24 protein-coding genes are annotated in these 14,599 nt (G+C 50.5%); 1 reads left to right on the top strand and 23 read right to left on the bottom strand.

Annotated elements, in window-relative coordinates:
• Positions 1–7: 7 nt before the first annotated feature.
• The 12 genes from rplN to rpsJ all read right to left on the bottom strand — a co-directional run bounded on the left by rplN (position 8) and on the right by rpsJ (position 5,498).
• Positions 8–379, bottom strand: a complete 372-nt coding sequence (gene rplN, locus HVY19_RS01895; protein ID WP_000613954.1) for a 50S ribosomal protein L14 — start codon at positions 377–379, stop codon at positions 8–10.
• 162 nt (positions 380–541) lie between these two features.
• Entirely contained in the window at positions 542–796 is a 255-nt protein-coding gene (rpsQ, locus tag HVY19_RS01890) for a 30S ribosomal protein S17 (protein ID WP_002438707.1), read from the bottom strand.
• Entirely contained in the window at positions 796–987 is a 192-nt protein-coding gene (gene rpmC, locus HVY19_RS01885) for a 50S ribosomal protein L29 (RefSeq protein ID WP_000644742.1), read from the bottom strand. Before rpmC ends, rpsQ begins: the two co-directional genes overlap by 1 nt.
• On the bottom strand, positions 987–1,397 hold the full coding sequence (gene rplP, locus HVY19_RS01880) for a 50S ribosomal protein L16 (protein WP_000941208.1): 411 nt from the start codon (positions 1,395–1,397) through the stop codon (positions 987–989). Before rplP ends, rpmC begins: the two co-directional genes overlap by 1 nt.
• Before the next feature lie 12 nt (positions 1,398–1,409).
• Positions 1,410–2,111 (bottom strand): 30S ribosomal protein S3, encoded by a 702-nt coding sequence (rpsC, locus tag HVY19_RS01875; protein WP_000529945.1) that lies wholly within the window; start codon positions 2,109–2,111, stop codon positions 1,410–1,412.
• A gap of 17 nt (positions 2,112–2,128) precedes the next feature.
• Positions 2,129–2,461, bottom strand: a complete 333-nt coding sequence (rplV, locus tag HVY19_RS01870) for a 50S ribosomal protein L22 (protein WP_000447529.1) — start codon at positions 2,459–2,461, stop codon at positions 2,129–2,131.
• Between the two features lie 14 nt (positions 2,462–2,475).
• Complete coding sequence (rpsS, locus tag HVY19_RS01865) at positions 2,476–2,754, bottom strand: 30S ribosomal protein S19 (protein ID WP_001138117.1); 279 nt, start codon at positions 2,752–2,754, stop codon at positions 2,476–2,478.
• A gap of 16 nt (positions 2,755–2,770) precedes the next feature.
• Positions 2,771–3,592 carry a 50S ribosomal protein L2 gene (gene rplB, locus HVY19_RS01860; protein WP_000301869.1) on the bottom strand — a complete coding sequence of 274 codons (822 nt, stop codon included), beginning with the start codon at positions 3,590–3,592 and terminating at the stop codon, positions 2,771–2,773.
• Between the two features lie 17 nt (positions 3,593–3,609).
• Complete coding sequence (rplW, locus tag HVY19_RS01855; protein WP_000617546.1) at positions 3,610–3,912, bottom strand: 50S ribosomal protein L23; 303 nt, start codon at positions 3,910–3,912, stop codon at positions 3,610–3,612.
• Positions 3,909–4,514 carry a 50S ribosomal protein L4 gene (gene rplD, locus HVY19_RS01850; protein WP_000424395.1) on the bottom strand — a complete coding sequence of 202 codons (606 nt, stop codon included), beginning with the start codon at positions 4,512–4,514 and terminating at the stop codon, positions 3,909–3,911. The genes rplW and rplD overlap by 4 nt, the downstream gene beginning before the upstream one ends.
• 10 nt (positions 4,515–4,524) lie before the next feature.
• Positions 4,525–5,154, bottom strand: coding sequence for a 50S ribosomal protein L3 (gene rplC, locus HVY19_RS01845; RefSeq protein WP_181682737.1), 630 nt, complete (start codon positions 5,152–5,154; stop codon positions 4,525–4,527).
• A gap of 32 nt (positions 5,155–5,186) precedes the next feature.
• A complete protein-coding gene (gene rpsJ / locus HVY19_RS01840) occupies positions 5,187–5,498 on the bottom strand; it encodes a 30S ribosomal protein S10 (RefSeq protein ID WP_001181005.1) in 312 nt (103 codons plus the stop codon).
• Between the two features lie 377 nt (positions 5,499–5,875).
• Here rpsJ and HVY19_RS01835 point away from each other — a divergent pair, with 377 nt between their 5' ends.
• A complete protein-coding gene (locus tag HVY19_RS01835; RefSeq protein WP_181682736.1) occupies positions 5,876–6,358 on the top strand; it encodes an A24 family peptidase in 483 nt (160 codons plus the stop codon).
• Here the strand turns inward: HVY19_RS01835 and bfr are convergent.
• The 11 genes from bfr to fkpA all read right to left on the bottom strand — a co-directional run bounded on the left by bfr (position 6,342) and on the right by fkpA (position 14,541).
• Positions 6,342–6,818 (bottom strand): bacterioferritin, encoded by a 477-nt coding sequence (bfr, locus tag HVY19_RS01830; protein ID WP_181682735.1) that lies wholly within the window; start codon positions 6,816–6,818, stop codon positions 6,342–6,344. The two genes, HVY19_RS01835 and bfr, sit on opposite strands and share 17 nt — an antisense overlap.
• Before the next feature lie 72 nt (positions 6,819–6,890).
• Positions 6,891–7,085: a bacterioferritin-associated ferredoxin gene (gene bfd / locus HVY19_RS01825; protein WP_042293128.1), complete on the bottom strand. Its 195-nt coding sequence runs from the start codon at positions 7,083–7,085 to the stop codon at positions 6,891–6,893.
• Between the two features lie 181 nt (positions 7,086–7,266).
• Entirely contained in the window at positions 7,267–8,451 is a 1,185-nt protein-coding gene (tuf, locus tag HVY19_RS01820; protein WP_003031109.1) for an elongation factor Tu, read from the bottom strand.
• 69 nt (positions 8,452–8,520) lie between these two features.
• Positions 8,521–10,635, bottom strand: coding sequence for an elongation factor G (gene fusA, locus HVY19_RS01815; RefSeq protein ID WP_181682734.1), 2,115 nt, complete (start codon positions 10,633–10,635; stop codon positions 8,521–8,523).
• 96 nt (positions 10,636–10,731) lie between these two features.
• The gene (gene rpsG / locus HVY19_RS01810) at positions 10,732–11,202 is read right to left on the bottom strand and encodes a 30S ribosomal protein S7 (protein ID WP_042322792.1); all 471 of its coding nucleotides are present in this window, start codon (positions 11,200–11,202) and stop codon (positions 10,732–10,734) included.
• A 96-nt stretch (positions 11,203–11,298) separates the two neighbouring features.
• Positions 11,299–11,673 carry a 30S ribosomal protein S12 gene (rpsL, locus tag HVY19_RS01805; protein WP_003023654.1) on the bottom strand — a complete coding sequence of 125 codons (375 nt, stop codon included), beginning with the start codon at positions 11,671–11,673 and terminating at the stop codon, positions 11,299–11,301.
• A gap of 124 nt (positions 11,674–11,797) precedes the next feature.
• The gene (tusB, locus tag HVY19_RS01800; RefSeq protein WP_181682733.1) at positions 11,798–12,085 is read right to left on the bottom strand and encodes a sulfurtransferase complex subunit TusB; all 288 of its coding nucleotides are present in this window, start codon (positions 12,083–12,085) and stop codon (positions 11,798–11,800) included.
• A 7-nt stretch (positions 12,086–12,092) separates the two neighbouring features.
• Positions 12,093–12,452 (bottom strand): sulfurtransferase complex subunit TusC, encoded by a 360-nt coding sequence (gene tusC, locus HVY19_RS01795; RefSeq protein WP_181682732.1) that lies wholly within the window; start codon positions 12,450–12,452, stop codon positions 12,093–12,095.
• On the bottom strand, positions 12,452–12,838 hold the full coding sequence (tusD, locus tag HVY19_RS01790) for a sulfurtransferase complex subunit TusD (RefSeq protein WP_181682731.1): 387 nt from the start codon (positions 12,836–12,838) through the stop codon (positions 12,452–12,454). Before tusD ends, tusC begins: the two co-directional genes overlap by 1 nt.
• Positions 12,838–13,560: a transcriptional regulator gene (locus HVY19_RS01785; protein ID WP_103778316.1), complete on the bottom strand. Its 723-nt coding sequence runs from the start codon at positions 13,558–13,560 to the stop codon at positions 12,838–12,840. Before HVY19_RS01785 ends, tusD begins: the two co-directional genes overlap by 1 nt.
• A 165-nt stretch (positions 13,561–13,725) precedes the next feature.
• On the bottom strand, positions 13,726–14,541 hold the full coding sequence (gene fkpA / locus HVY19_RS01780; RefSeq protein ID WP_181682730.1) for an FKBP-type peptidyl-prolyl cis-trans isomerase: 816 nt from the start codon (positions 14,539–14,541) through the stop codon (positions 13,726–13,728).
• Positions 14,542–14,599 lie beyond the last annotated feature (58 nt).

The following is a 14,599-nucleotide window of genomic DNA, read 5'->3' as shown; positions in this document are numbered from 1 at the left end:
TCGCTCCTTAGAGTACTTCTGGTGCCAGAGAGATAATTTTCATGAACTTCTCGTTACGAAGTTCACGAGTTACCGGCCCAAAAATACGCGTACCGATAGGTTGCTCGCTGTTATTGTTTAAAATAACGCATGCATTACCATCGAAGCGAATGACAGAACCGTCCGGGCGACGAACACCCTTCTTGGTGCGCACCACTACCGCCTTCAGCACATCACCTTTTTTGACCTTACCACGCGGAATTGCTTCCTTGATGGTGATCTTGATGATGTCGCCTACGCCTGCGTAGCGACGGTGCGAGCCACCCAGAACCTTGATACACATTACGCGACGTGCACCGGAGTTGTCGGCGACGTTCAGCATAGTCTGTTCTTGGATCATTTTAGTGCTCCGCTAATGTCAACTACTACTGAGACCCGAATTCAGGTCGTTAAAAAAGCCCCATATCGGGGGCGCGGCATTATAACACCGCTCTAACGATATGGGTAGAAAAAATAAACGGCCCATCGCTGAGCCGTTTATTCGTTGAGAATGCGTACTGTATTACAGAACCGCTTTCTCTACAACGCGAACCAGCGTCCAGGACTTAGTCTTGGACAGTGGACGGCATTCACGGATTTCAACCTTGTCGCCGATACCACATTCGTTGTTCTCGTCATGTACGTGCAGTTTGGTCGTACGCTTAATGAATTTACCGTAGATCGGGTGTTTCACAAAACGTTCGATAGCAACAACAATGGATTTCTCCATTTTGTCGCTAACAACGCGACCTTGCAGAGTACGGATTTTATCGGTCATTACGCACCCGCCTTCTCAGTCAGTAAAGTCTTAACGCGTGCGACATCACGACGCACTTGCTTCAACAGGTGAGACTGTTGCAGCTGGCCACTTGCAGCCTGCATACGCAGGTTGAACTGCTCACGCAGCAGATTCAGCAGCTCGGTGTTCAGCTCTTCAACACTCTTCTCACGCAGCTCTTTTGCTTTCATTACATCACCGTCTTAGTTACAAAGGTGGTTTTAATCGGCAGTTTCGCTGCTGCCAGCTTGAATGCTTCACGGGCCAGCTCTTCCGGTACGCCGTCCATTTCATACAGGACTTTACCCGGCTGAATCAAGGCAACCCAATACTCCACGTTACCTTTACCTTTACCCATACGCACTGCCAGCGGCTTTTCAGTGATCGGTTTGTCCGGGAATACACGGATCCAGATCTTACCTTGACGCTTAACTGCACGGGTCATAGCACGACGTGCTGCTTCGATCTGACGGGCAGTCAGACGACCACGGCCAACAGCTTTCAGACCGAAGCTGCCGAAGCTAACATCCGCACCTGCAGCCAGACCACGGTTGCGGCCTTTGTGCATCTTACGGAATTTTGTACGCTTTGGTTGTAACATCAGCGACGCTCCTTATTTACGGCCTTTACGCTGCTGCTTTTTAGGTTGAGCAGCCGGTTTTTCCGGTTGTTCAACAGCAGCCATACCACCCAGGATCTCGCCTTTGAAGATCCATACCTTAACGCCGATTACACCGTATGTGGTGTGCGCTTCAGAGGTGTTGTAGTCGATGTCAGCACGCAGAGTGTGCAGCGGTACGCGACCTTCGCGGTACCATTCGGTACGTGCGATTTCCGCGCCGCCCAGACGGCCGCTAACTTCAACTTTAATACCTTTAGCGCCCAGACGCATTGCGTTCTGTACAGCACGCTTCATAGCACGACGGAACATAACACGACGTTCCAGCTGAGAAGTGATGCTGTCAGCAACCAGTTTTGCGTCCAGTTCAGGTTTACGAACTTCGGCGATATTGATCTGTGCAGGAACGCCAGCGATATCCGCTACGACCTTACGCAGTTTTTCTACGTCTTCACCTTTCTTACCGATAACGATACCCGGGCGAGCAGTGTGAATAGTTACACGGATGCTCTTAGCCGGACGCTCGATAACGATACGAGATACGGACGCTTTAGCCAGTTCCTTAGTCAGGTACTGACGTACTTTAAAATCGCTGTCCAGGTTGTCAGCGAATTCTTTGGTGTTCGCAAACCAGGTAGAGTTCCATGGTTTTACAATACCCAGGCGAATACCATTAGGATGTACTTTCTGACCCATTGCTAGTCTCCAGAGTCTCAGCGATCGGACACAACCACAGTAATGTGGCTGGTGCGCTTCAGGATGCGATCTGCACGACCTTTTGCACGCGGCATAATGCGCTTCATGCTCGGGCCTTCGTCTACGAAAATTTTCGTAACTTTCAGATCGTCAATGTCAGCGCCATCGTTGTGTTCAGCGTTAGCAATGGCAGATTCCAAGACTTTCTTAACCAATACAGCCGCTTTCTTATTGGTGTAGGTCAGAATATCCAGAGCCTGCGACACTTTCTTACCGCGAATCAGGTCAGCAACAAGGCGAACCTTCTGAGCAGAAGAACGAGCATGGCGATGTTTAGCGATAGTTTCCATCTCTTCCTCCTACCTTATTTCTTCTTCGCTTTTTTATCAGCAGCGTGGCCGCGATAAGTACGAGTCGGTGCGAATTCACCCAGTTTGTGACCGACCATTTCGTCGGTTACAAATACCGGAACGTGCTGACGACCATTATGGACAGCGATGGTCAAACCGATCATGTTAGGAAAGATCGTTGAACGACGGGACCAAGTGCGCAGGGGCTTCTTGTCTCCGCTTTCCACCGCTTTCTCTACCTTCTTCAGCAAGTGCAGGTCAATAAAAGGACCTTTCTTGAGAGAACGTGGCATGGCTTATCCTCTAAAATTATTTGCTACGGCGACGTACGATGAATTTATCAGTACGCTTGTTGCTGCGGGTCTTCTTACCTTTGGTCTGAACGCCCCACGGAGTTACCGGGTGCTTACCAAAGTTACGACCTTCACCACCACCATGTGGGTGGTCGACTGGGTTCATCGCGGTACCGCGAACGGTCGGACGAACACCACGCCAGCGTGCAGCACCTGCTTTACCCAGAACGCGCAGCATATGCTCAGCATTGCCAACTTCGCCCAGAGTTGCACGGCAGTCTGCTTCGACTTTACGCATTTCACCAGAACGCAGACGCAGGGTGACATAAGCACCATCACGAGCAACGATCTGAACGTAAGTACCAGCGGAACGCGCCAGCTGACCGCCTTTACCTGGTTTCATTTCTACGTTATGAACGGTAGAACCAACCGGGATATTGCGCATCGGCAGGGTGTTGCCTGCTTTGATTGCAGCATCAACGCCAGACTGAATCTGGTCGCCAGCTTTCAGGCCTTTAGGGGCCAGGATGTAACGGCGTTCACCGTCTTTGTACAGAACCAGCGCGATGTTCGCGGAACGGTTCGGATCGTACTCAAGACGTTCAACAACTGCCGGGATACCGTCTTTGTTGCGTTTGAAGTCAACAATACGATAAGCCTGCTTGTGACCACCACCGATATGACGAGTGGTGATACGGCCATTGTTGTTACGACCACCGGATTTGCTGTTTTTTTCAACCAGCGGAGCAAAAGGTTTGCCCTTGTGCAGCTCAGGGTTAACCACTTTAACAACGTGGCGACGACCCGGAGATGTCGGTTTACATTTAACAACTGCCATTGTATTACTCCTCCGACTTACTCAGCGCCGCCGACGAAGTCCAGGTTCTGGCCTTCCTTCAGGGTGACGTAAGCTTTTTTCCAGTCGCTACGACGACCGATACGCTGTCCGTGACGTTTAACTTTCCCTTTAACTACCAGGGTGTTAACGACTTCGACTTCGACTTCAAACAGTTTCTGCACAGCAGCTTTGATTTCTGCTTTGGTCGCGTCTTTAGCAACTTTGAGAACGATGGTATTAGTTTTTTCCATCGCAGTAGACGCTTTTTCAGAAACGTGCGGTGCGCGCAGCACCTTCAGCAGACGTTCTTCACGAATCATGCCAGCATCTCCTCAACTTGCTTAACAGCATCAGCAGTCATTACGACTTTGTCGAAGGCGATCAGGCTAACCGGGTCGATACCAGTCGCATCGCGTACGTCAACCTTGTGCAGGTTACGTGCGGCCAGGAACAGGTTCTCGTCCAGCTCACCGGTGATGATCAGCACATCTTCCAGAGCCATGTCTTTCAGTTTCTGTGCCAGCAGCTTAGTTTTAGGTGCTTCTACAGAGAACTTCTCGACAACGATCAGACGATCCTGACGTACCAGTTCGGACAGAATGCTTTTCAGCGCGCCGCGGTACATCTTTTTGTTAACTTTTTGACTGTGGTCCTGCGGACGAGCAGCGAAGGTCACGCCACCTGAACGCCAGATCGGGCTCTTGATAGAACCTGAACGCGCACGGCCGGTACCTTTCTGGCGCCACGGTTTTTTACCGGAACCAGTTACTTCAGCACGAGTCTTCTGAGCACGAGTACCCTGACGAGCACCAGCTGCATAAGCAACAACAACCTGGTGAACCAGCGCTTCGTTGAAATCACGACCGAAGGTAGTTTCGGAAACAGTCAGCGCGCTCTGCGCGTCTTTCAATACTAATTCCATTGCTATCCCCTTACGCCTTCACAGCTGGTTTAACGATCAGGTCGCAGCCGGTTGCACCCGGGACCGCACCTTTAACCAGCAGCAGGTTGCGCTCAGCGTCAACACGTACTACGTCCAGGCTCTGAACAGTTACACGTTCGTTGCCCAGCTGACCTGCCATTTTCTTGCCTTTGAACACTTTGCCCGGAGTCTGGTTCTGACCGATAGAACCCGGAACGCGGTGAGACAAGGAGTTACCGTGAGTAGCGTCCTGGGTACGGAAGTTCCAGCGCTTAACGGTACCAGCAAAACCTTTACCTTTAGAGGTACCGGTTACGTCAACTTTTTTAACGTCAGCAAACAGCTCAACGCTAATGTCCTGACCTACGGTGAACTCTTCGCCTTCAGCAAGACGGAATTCCCACAGACCACGGCCAGCTTCAACGCCAGCTTTAGCGAAGTGACCCGCTTCTGGTTTGGTTACACGGTTAGCTTTTTTAGCACCAGTGGTAACCTGAATAGCGCGGTAGCCATCGTTAGCCAGATCTTTAACCTGAGTAACGCGGTTTGCTTCAACTTCGATTACGGTTACTGGGATAGATACGCCATCTTCAGTGAAGACGCGGGTCATACCCACTTTTTTACCGACTAAACCAATCATTGTATCAACCTCTCAATCGCTCGATGACCTGATTAACCCAGGCTGATCTGCACGTCTACACCGGCAGCCAGATCCAGACGCATCAGAGCATCAACGGTTTTCTCAGTTGGCTCAACGATGTCAACCAGACGCTTGTGAGTGCGGATTTCGTACTGGTCGCGCGCGTCTTTGTTAACGTGCGGGGAGATCAGAACGGTAAAACGCTCTTTGCGGGTCGGCAGCGGGATCGGACCACGGACTTGCGCACCAGTGCGCTTAGCAGTCTCGACGATTTCCGCGGTTGATTGATCGATCAGACGATGATCAAACGCTTTCAGGCGGATACGGATTCTTTGGTTCTGCATGAGACCAGAGCTCCAATTATTTATAGACGAAAATAATTACTCCTCACACCCATTACGATTGATGGGGGAGTGTAATCGTTCTTACGTAGCCCCCCGATTGGGGGCATTGTTAGATAGCCAAATCGGCTACCCGAGGTTCAAATCGAACCTGCCGTCGATTAAGACAAGCCCGCGCATTATACGCAAATCTCAGCCTGACGCAAGGGCTGTGTAGATATTAATCACTGGAGCATTATTGCGAACGACACTCCAGACCGTTCGTAATGATATGTTTCGTCGCCGACGCTTTGGAATGCTGTACGCAAAGCAAACAAAAAGCCGTTGCCCGCCTCATTGCATTCAGTACAGTTACGCGACTTTTCATGGAGGATTATCGGATGGTCGCTGCACTACCTTTCCTGGCATTATATATTTTTCTCTCGATAGCCCTGGCCGTCTACGACCTGCGCTCAGGCCTTCTCCCCGACCGCTTTACCTGCCCGTTGCTTTGGGCCGGACTGGTCTATCAGCAATGCATTTTCCCCGGCCATTTATCAGATGCACTATGGGGTGCCGTAGCCGGCTATGGTGGCTTTGCTTTTCTGTACTGGAGCTATCGGATCATACGTAAAAAAGAGGGGCTGGGTTATGGCGATGTCAAATTTCTCGCCGCACTGGGCGCCTGGCATGGATGGATAGCACTGCCTCTGTTAGTTTTTTGTGCGGCTCTGTTGGCCACCATGGGCGTGGCAGTCATGGCCATCACGAGAGGAACAGCGATATTAAAAAACCCGCTGCCTTTTGGGCCATTTCTGGCGGCTGCGGGTTTCATTACGGGGATTCACAATCTTGTGTCGGGAACGATTAACTGGTCACTTTGATTTGCGATTGCAGGTAATTCTGTATACCCAGTTTCGCGATGAGATCCAATTCCGTCTCGAGCCAGTCGATATGCCCTTCTTCATCCGCAAGGATTTCAATCATCATATCCCGGCTGACGTAATCATGGATGGTATCGGCGTAGGCAATGGCTTCACGTAAGTCCTTTGCCCCCTCCAGCTCTAACCGGAGGTCGGATTGCAGCATCTCTTCCACATCTTCGCCAATGCCTAACTTGCCCAGATCTTGCAGGTTAGGGATCCCTTCTAAGAACAAGATACGCTCAATGTACTTATCCGCATGTTTCATCTCGTCGATAGATTCATGGTATTCAACGTCATTAAGGCGGGTCAGGCCCCAATTTTTGAACATACGTGCATGAAGAAAATACTGATTAATCGCGACAAGCTCATTTCCCAATAGTTTATTGAGATAATTTATGATTTTAACATCACCTTTCATTTTATAGTCCCTCCGCTTCCACTCTCTAGAGCGTAGATGGGGCTACAAGGATGTCAAAAAAAAGAGTGTAACTCAGGCGATTTCTTTAAATTCTGGCATTTGCGTTAACTCATCCTGCATCACTTCACGTGCTGCCCGGATGCATTTACCACATTGATTTCCTACAGGAATAAACTTTCGCAGTTGCTGGAAGGATTGTGGGTGAAACTGACGAACAGCCTGTCGAATTTTTTTATCACTTACACCATTACACAAACAAACGTACATGATCGCTCCCGTTCAATTTCTGTGCAGAGTGTAAATGAGAATAGTTATGATTACAATAGCACAATTCTCTCTGCGCAACGGGAGAAGCATAAAAATTGCGATGAAATGTGACCGCTAACTTGCAGAAAGCAAAAAGGGCGCCGAAGCGCCCTTTTTAAGTGCAAGGCTAATTATTAAATAATTAGCTCATTACTTTAGCAACAACGCCCGCACCTACAGTACGGCCGCCTTCACGGATTGCGAAACGCAGACCGTCGTCCATCGCGATCGGGTGGATCAGGGTAACAACCATTTTGATGTTGTCGCCCGGCATTACCATCTCTACGCCTTCCGGCAGTTCGATGGTACCGGTCACGTCAGTTGTACGGAAGTAGAACTGCGGACGGTAGCCTTTGAAGAACGGAGTATGACGGCCGCCTTCGTCTTTGGACAGAATGTACACTTCAGATTCGAACTTGGTGTGCGGCTTGATGGAACCCGGCTTAGCCAGTACCTGACCACGTTCGATTTCTTCACGTTTGATACCACGCAGCAGAACACCAACGTTCTCACCAGCACGGCCTTCGTCCAGCAGTTTGCGGAACATTTCAACGCCAGTACAGGTAGACTTCGCAGTCTCTTTGATACCAACGATTTCAACTTCTTCACCAACTTTGATGATACCGCGCTCTACACGACCGGTAACAACGGTACCACGACCAGAGATGGAGAATACGTCTTCGATTGGCAGCAGGAACGGCTTGTCAATCGCACGCTCTGGTTCCGGGATGTAAGAATCCAGGAAGCCAGCCAGTTCGATGATTTTCGCTTCCCACTCTGCTTCGCCTTCCAGCGCTTTCAGAGCAGAACCACGAACGATCGGAGTGTCGTCGCCCGGGAAATCGTACTGAGACAGAAGTTCACGAACTTCCATTTCTACCAGTTCCAGCAGCTCTTCGTCATCAACCATGTCGCATTTGTTCAGGAACACGATGATGTACGGAACGCCTACCTGACGACCCAGCAGGATGTGCTCACGAGTCTGCGGCATCGGGCCGTCAGTCGCAGCAACAACCAGGATCGCGCCGTCCATCTGCGCAGCACCGGTGATCATGTTTTTAACATAGTCGGCGTGGCCCGGGCAGTCTACGTGTGCGTAGTGGCGAGTCGGGGTGTCATATTCAACGTGAGACGTGTTGATGGTGATACCACGAGCTTTTTCTTCCGGCGCGTTATCGATCTGGTCGAATGCACGAGCAGCACCACCGTAGGTTTTAGCCAGAACGGTAGTGATTGCAGCGGTCAGGGTAGTTTTACCGTGGTCAACGTGGCCGATGGTGCCGACGTTAACGTGCGGTTTTGTACGTTCAAATTTTTCTTTAGACACGGCTTTATTCCTTACTATAGTGCTCTCCCCTTTGGAGAGAGCACGGGACTTAGGTTTTAATCCTGTGGATTACTTACCACGGGCTTCGATTACGGCCTGAGCAACGTTGTTAGGTGCATCATCATACTTCAGGAATTCCATAGTGTATGATGCGCGACCTTTGGTCAGAGAACGCAGCTGAGTCGCATATCCGAACATTTCAGACAGCGGAACTTCAGCATGGATCTTAACGCCAGTTACTTCGGATTCCTGACCGCGCAGCATACCGCGACGACGGCTCAAGTCACCAATTACGTCACCGGTGTTCTCTTCCGGCGTTTCTACCTCAACCTTCATGATCGGCTCAAGCAGAACTGGTTTCGCTTTCTTAAAGCCTTCTTTAAAGGCAATAGACGCAGCCAGTTTAAACGCCAGTTCAGAGGAGTCAACGTCATGGTAAGAACCGAAGTGCAGACGAACACCCATATCAACAACCGGGTAACCAGCCAGCGGGCCGGCCTTCAGCTGTTCCTGGATACCTTTATCAACGGCTGGGATGTATTCGCCAGGGATTACACCACCTTTAATGTCGTTGACGAACTCGTAGCCTTTCGGGTTGGAACCCGGCTCCAGCGGGTACATGTCGATAACAACATGACCGTACTGACCGCGACCACCAGACTGCTTAGCGTGTTTACCTTCGATATCGGTAACTTTCGCGCGAATCGCTTCGCGGTAAGCAACCTGAGGTTTACCGACGTTCGCTTCAACGTTGAATTCACGCTTCATACGGTCAACGATGATGTCGAGGTGCAGCTCACCCATACCGGCGATAATAGTCTGGTTAGATTCTTCGTCAGTCCATACGCGGAATGACGGGTCTTCTTTAGCCAGACGGCCCAGAGCCAGACCCATTTTTTCCTGGTCAGCTTTGGTTTTCGGTTCTACTGCGATGGAGATTACCGGCTCAGGGAACTCCATACGCTCCAGAATGATCGGGTGATCCGGGTCACACAGAGTGTCACCAGTGGTCACGTCTTTCAAACCGATAGCAGCAGCGATGTCGCCTGCGCGAACTTCTTTGATCTCTTCACGTTTGTTAGCGTGCATCTGAACGATACGACCGAAACGCTCACGTGCAGTTTTCACGGAGTTCAGTACGGTATCACCAGAGTTAACCACACCGGAGTACACGCGGAAGAAGGTCAGGTTACCCACGAACGGGTCGGTAGCGATTTTGAATGCCAGAGCAGCAAAAGGCTCGTCGTCGCTAGCGTGACGCTCAGCCGGAGTATCTTTACCGTCGTCCAGAATACCGTTGATCGCAGGTACGTCAACCGGGGATGGCAGGTAATCAATTACCGCATCCAGCATCGCCTGAACACCTTTGTTCTTAAATGCAGAACCACAGGTTACCAGGATGATTTCGTTGTTCAGAACGCGCTGACGCAGAGCTTTTTTGATCTCTTCTTCAGTCAGTTCTTCACCACCCAGGTATTTCTCCATCAGCTCTTCAGAAGCTTCTGCAGCGGATTCGATCAGGTTCTGGTGCCATTCTTCAGCCAGTTCCTGCATGTCAGCCGGGATATCTTCGTATTCGAAGGTAACGCCCTGGTCTGCATCGTTCCAGTTGATGGCTTTCATTTTCACCAGGTCGATAACACCGGTGAACGCTTCTTCAGCGCCAATTGCCAGCTGCAGCGGAACAGGGTTCGCGCCCAGACGGGTTTTGATCTGACCAACAACTTTCAGGAAGTTCGCACCCATGCGGTCCATTTTGTTAACGAACGCAATGCGTGGAACTTTATATTTGTTTGCCTGACGCCATACGGTTTCAGACTGCGGCTGAACACCACCAACTGCGCAGTAAACCATTACCGCACCATCAAGAACACGCATGGAACGTTCTACTTCGATAGTGAAGTCAACGTGCCCCGGGGTGTCGATGATGTTTACGCGATGCGGTTCATACTGCTTAGCCATACCAGACCAGAATGCAGTAGTCGCTGCGGAAGTGATAGTAATACCACGTTCCTGCTCCTGCTCCATCCAGTCCATGGTGGCTGCGCCGTCATGAACTTCACCGATTTTATGGTTTACACCGGTGTAGAACAGAATACGTTCGGTAGTAGTGGTTTTACCGGCGTCGATGTGCGCACTGATACCGATGTTACGGTAGCGTGCGATGGGTGTTGTACGAGCCATTTGATTCCTCGTTTATCTTTTAGGCGTTCAATTTAAGTAGCCCAAAGCGGGCTGCTTACTGGAAGCGCCCGCCTGGTGACTAAAACTCCGAAGGGATTACCAACGGTAGTGTGCGAACGCCTTGTTGGCTTCTGCCATACGGTGAACGTCTTCACGTTTCTTAACTGCAGTACCTTTGTTGTCTGCAGCATCAGAAAGTTCGTTCGCCAGGCGCAGAGCCATGGATTTATCACCGCGTTTACGAGCAGCTTCAACGATCCAACGCATTGCCAGGGCATTACGACGAACCGGACGGACTTCAACTGGTACCTGATAAGTAGAACCACCAACGCGGCGAGACTTAACTTCGACAGTCGGGCGCACGTTTTCGAGAGCTACTTCGAAAGCTTCCAGTTCAGATTTACCAGAACGCTGAGCCAGGGTCTCAAGCGCGCTGTATACGATAGTTTCGGCAGTAGATTTTTTACCATCTACCATCAGGATATTTACAAATTTAGCCAGCAGTTCTGATCCGAACTTCGGATCCGGCAGAATTTTACGCTGACCAATGACGCGACGACGTGGCATGGAAATACTCCGTTGTTAATTCAGGATTGTCCAAAACTCTACGAGTTTAGTTTGACATTTAAGTTAAAACGTTTGGCCTTACTTAACGGAGAACCATTAAGCCTTAGGACGTTTCACGCCATACTTGGAACGTGATTGCTTACGGTCTTTAACGCCGGAGCAGTCAAGCGCACCACGAACGGTGTGGTAACGAACACCCGGGAGGTCTTTTACACGACCGCCACGGATCAGGATCACGGAGTGCTCCTGCAGGTTGTGACCTTCACCACCGATGTAGGAAGTCACTTCAAAACCGTTAGTCAGACGAACACGACATACTTTACGCAGTGCGGAGTTCGGTTTTTTAGGAGTGGTAGTATATACACGAGTACATACGCCACGTTTTTGCGGGCATGCTTCCAGCGCAGGCACGTTGCTTTTTGCAACTTTGCGAGCGCGTGGTTTGCGTACCAGCTGGTTAACTGTTGCCATTAAATAGCTCCTGGTTTTAGCTTTTGCTTCGTAAACACGTAATAAAACGACCTCATACAATATGAGGACGCCGAATTTTAGGGCGGTGTCGAAAAGGTGTCAAGAAATATACAACGATCACACATTACCAGGCCAACAGGCTGGCGTGCTTAACCGTGAGTCTGACGAAGTCAGTATAGCTAACCCTGACGACACTGTCTGAAATTTGACCACCCAAACCGCGAGCTTCAATGTCTTCTTCCAGTGCGTATACCGTTATGGGGGCATTGCGAAAACTTTCAAGGAAACGGCTACCTTCTATTGCGGCGGTTACGCCATCCTGGAGCAATAAAAGTTCATCGCCGTCCTGAAGCAGACGCAGCAATGTGGAGATATCGGTCTTCCACGCGGAGCAGTGTAATGTATGCAGCATGCGATCCTCAGAATCTCAGCACGACATCAAATTTGCCAAGCTCACGGCGCAATTCTTCCGGCTCAAGCGGTACTGCCTCAACAACAAAAGATGTGTCGTTATTGAGCCCGCGTTCCCGCAGCGAGGCCGCGCAAAGCCAGCACTGTTCAATGTCATACAGTCCCAGCAGCTTGAAGGTGGAGATGTAGTCACGCATCAGGATGGCGTCCGGTTTCTGTCCCTGCAGGATCTGAAAAACGCCATCACCGACAAAAAAGACCCCGAGATCTTCGGTTAATGCCGATGTCGCCAGCAGAGCATCCAGTCCTTCACGGCCTGATGCGTTGCCATGCGGCGCGGAGGAAAAAACAAAGGCAATGCGTTTCATCAGAATTGCACCAGGCGATCGCAGGTGAGTGAAGCCTCTGCCAGTGCGCCGAGTCCGCTCAGGGTAAATCCTGGCTGAAGATTAGCAGATGCCAGCCCTAATCGTGCTGCTTCAGCGTCATCAACAACACCGCGACGCAGCGCCGCAGCCACACAGATATTCAGCGCAACGTTATGCCGGATATTCAATTGTTGCCAGGCACGGACAAGATCGAACTCATCACTGGCGGGCGAGGTCAGTTGGTTGGCGTTATAGACCCCTTCCCGATAGAAAAAGACGCTGCTTAACGTATGGCCTTCTTCAATCAGCGCCTGCGCAAACTGCAATGCGCTGCTCGCCTGCTGGGTACCGTATGCCGGACCGGTAACCATGATGGCAAAGCGCATTACTTGTCTTGCCCCTGGAAGTCGCCGCTTTTGAACTGACGAATATAGAGGTACACGGTATGTTTAGAAATATTCAGACGATCGGCCACCTGGTTGATAGCGTCTTTAATATCGAAAATACCTTTTTCGTACAGATTCAGCACAATCTGGCGATTTTTGGCGTTGTTGGACACGTTACGATCCGCGTTGACCTCTTCAATGGTGAACTCCAGAGTCTGAGTCACGAGGTCTTCAACAGAAGATGCAAAGTTAACGGCCGATCCCACTTCAGGGGTTTCTGGCGGAATAAAGGTGTTCATGATCTGCGAGAACGGAACGTCAAGGTTCATGTTGATGCACAGTAGACCAATGACACGATGCTCGCGATTGCGAATGGCAATCGTCACTGACTTCATCAGCACGCCGCTTTTCGCACGGGTAAAGTAGCATTTCGACACGCTGCTATCGGCACCGGTCATATCGTGCAACATGCGCAGCGCAAGGTCGGTTATCGGCGAACCGATTTGACGCCCAGTGTGTTCGCCGTTCGCTATGCGAATGGCAGAGCATTTCAAATCCTGCAAAGAGTGCAAAACGATTTCACAGTGGGAACCAATGAGCATCGCTAACCCGTCCACCACCGCTTCGTAGGATTTAAGAATATCAAAGTCGGTTTGATCGAATGGACGTTGATCCAGTAAATCAAGCTCACTGGTTTCGTTGGTTAAAAGCGACCTGGACATGAAAAAAAACACTCCCTTTCAGGAGCCTGTCGTTATGTTTTCAGGGCAGGCTCATTAATGACTTGGATGATTAAATTAATACAGTGGGGGTTTACGTTTCCACTACTAATTATATCCGGCCTGCAATAAAAAACCGCCGCCCAGGCAGGCGGCGGTTCTCAGTGATTATTTTTTAGCGGCTTTTGCATCAGCTTCTGCTGCGGCTTCTGGCTTAGCATCTGCTTTCGGCGCTGGTTTGATATCCAGCAGCTCTACGTCAAACACCAGGGTGGAGTTTGCCGGGATCCCCGGAACGCCAGTTTTACCGTAAGCCAGTTCAGGTGGAATAACTAACTTGATTTTTCCGCCTTTCTTGACGTTTTTCAGGCCTTCAGTCCAGCCAGGGATCACACCGTCCAGACGGAAGGAAAGCGGCTCACCACGGGTATAAGAGTTATCGAACTCTTTACCGTCGATCAGCGTACCTTTGTAGTTTACTACTACGGTGTCGCTGTCTTTAGGCGCTTCGCCAGTCCCTGCTTTCTCTACTTTATAGAGCAGGCCAGTGGCAGAGGTTTTCACGTCTTTCTCTTTGGCGAACTTAGCGCGGTACTCTTTGCCTTTCGCTTCGTTATCAGCGGCGTCTTTTTCCATCTTCGCCTGAGCAGAGGTCTTCACGCGCGCTTCAAATGCCTGCAGAGTTTGTTCGATTTCCTGATCGGACAGTTTGCTCTTGTCAGCAAACGCATCCTGAACGCCCGCGATCAGCTGGTCTTTGTCCAGCTTGATGCCCAGTTTTTCCTGCTCTTTCAGGGAGTTTTCCATGTAACGGCCCAGGGATGCCCCCAGCGCATAGGCTGATTTCTGGTCGTCATTTTTGAACGCTGCTTTACTGTCAGCGGTGGCAGCCGGTTTTGCAGCATCAGCAGCAAACGTAACAGGAGCGTGCAGAGCAACAGCCATCGTGGTTGCCAGCAGCGTGACTTTAAACAATGATTTCATCCATATCTCCAGGGCAGGGAATCTCACCCAAGGTTAACTAATTTTAGAAACGTACTAT

It is taken from the genome of Citrobacter sp. RHB25-C09 (genome assembly GCF_013836145.1).
Classification (GTDB): domain Bacteria; phylum Pseudomonadota; class Gammaproteobacteria; order Enterobacterales; family Enterobacteriaceae; genus Citrobacter_A.
Note: the sequence above shows the minus strand (reverse complement) of the source record. Positions and strands in the feature narration are given on the sequence as shown.

What these genes read in the sequence shown, in the direction of transcription:
- rplN (WP_000613954.1), bottom strand. Translation starts at nt 379, where the DNA reads ATGATCCAAGAACAGACTATGCTGAACGTCGCCGACAACTCCGGTGCA.
- rpsQ (WP_002438707.1), bottom strand. Translation starts at nt 796, where the DNA reads ATGACCGATAAAATCCGTACTCTGCAAGGTCGCGTTGTTAGCGACAAA.
- rpmC (WP_000644742.1), bottom strand. Translation starts at nt 987, where the DNA reads ATGAAAGCAAAAGAGCTGCGTGAGAAGAGTGTTGAAGAGCTGAACACC.
- rplP (WP_000941208.1), bottom strand. Translation starts at nt 1,397, where the DNA reads ATGTTACAACCAAAGCGTACAAAATTCCGTAAGATGCACAAAGGCCGC.
- rpsC (WP_000529945.1), bottom strand. Translation starts at nt 2,111, where the DNA reads ATGGGTCAGAAAGTACATCCTAATGGTATTCGCCTGGGTATTGTAAAA.
- rplV (WP_000447529.1), bottom strand. Translation starts at nt 2,461, where the DNA reads ATGGAAACTATCGCTAAACATCGCCATGCTCGTTCTTCTGCTCAGAAG.
- rpsS (WP_001138117.1), bottom strand. Translation starts at nt 2,754, where the DNA reads ATGCCACGTTCTCTCAAGAAAGGTCCTTTTATTGACCTGCACTTGCTG.
- rplB (WP_000301869.1), bottom strand. Translation starts at nt 3,592, where the DNA reads ATGGCAGTTGTTAAATGTAAACCGACATCTCCGGGTCGTCGCCACGTT.
- rplW (WP_000617546.1), bottom strand. Translation starts at nt 3,912, where the DNA reads ATGATTCGTGAAGAACGTCTGCTGAAGGTGCTGCGCGCACCGCACGTT.
- rplD (WP_000424395.1), bottom strand. Translation starts at nt 4,514, where the DNA reads ATGGAATTAGTATTGAAAGACGCGCAGAGCGCGCTGACTGTTTCCGAA.
- rplC (WP_181682737.1), bottom strand. Translation starts at nt 5,154, where the DNA reads ATGATTGGTTTAGTCGGTAAAAAAGTGGGTATGACCCGCGTCTTCACT.
- rpsJ (WP_001181005.1), bottom strand. Translation starts at nt 5,498, where the DNA reads ATGCAGAACCAAAGAATCCGTATCCGCCTGAAAGCGTTTGATCATCGT.
- HVY19_RS01835 (WP_181682736.1), top strand. Translation starts at nt 5,876, where the DNA reads ATGGTCGCTGCACTACCTTTCCTGGCATTATATATTTTTCTCTCGATA.
- bfr (WP_181682735.1), bottom strand. Translation starts at nt 6,818, where the DNA reads ATGAAAGGTGATGTTAAAATCATAAATTATCTCAATAAACTATTGGGA.
- bfd (WP_042293128.1), bottom strand. Translation starts at nt 7,085, where the DNA reads ATGTACGTTTGTTTGTGTAATGGTGTAAGTGATAAAAAAATTCGACAG.
- fusA (WP_181682734.1), bottom strand. Translation starts at nt 10,635, where the DNA reads ATGGCTCGTACAACACCCATCGCACGCTACCGTAACATCGGTATCAGT.
- rpsG (WP_042322792.1), bottom strand. Translation starts at nt 11,202, where the DNA reads ATGCCACGTCGTCGCGTCATTGGTCAGCGTAAAATTCTGCCGGATCCG.
- rpsL (WP_003023654.1), bottom strand. Translation starts at nt 11,673, where the DNA reads ATGGCAACAGTTAACCAGCTGGTACGCAAACCACGCGCTCGCAAAGTT.
- tusB (WP_181682733.1), bottom strand. Translation starts at nt 12,085, where the DNA reads ATGCTGCATACATTACACTGCTCCGCGTGGAAGACCGATATCTCCACA.
- tusC (WP_181682732.1), bottom strand. Translation starts at nt 12,452, where the DNA reads ATGAAACGCATTGCCTTTGTTTTTTCCTCCGCGCCGCATGGCAACGCA.
- tusD (WP_181682731.1), bottom strand. Translation starts at nt 12,838, where the DNA reads ATGCGCTTTGCCATCATGGTTACCGGTCCGGCATACGGTACCCAGCAG.
- HVY19_RS01785 (WP_103778316.1), bottom strand. Translation starts at nt 13,560, where the DNA reads ATGTCCAGGTCGCTTTTAACCAACGAAACCAGTGAGCTTGATTTACTG.
- fkpA (WP_181682730.1), bottom strand. Translation starts at nt 14,541, where the DNA reads ATGAAATCATTGTTTAAAGTCACGCTGCTGGCAACCACGATGGCTGTT.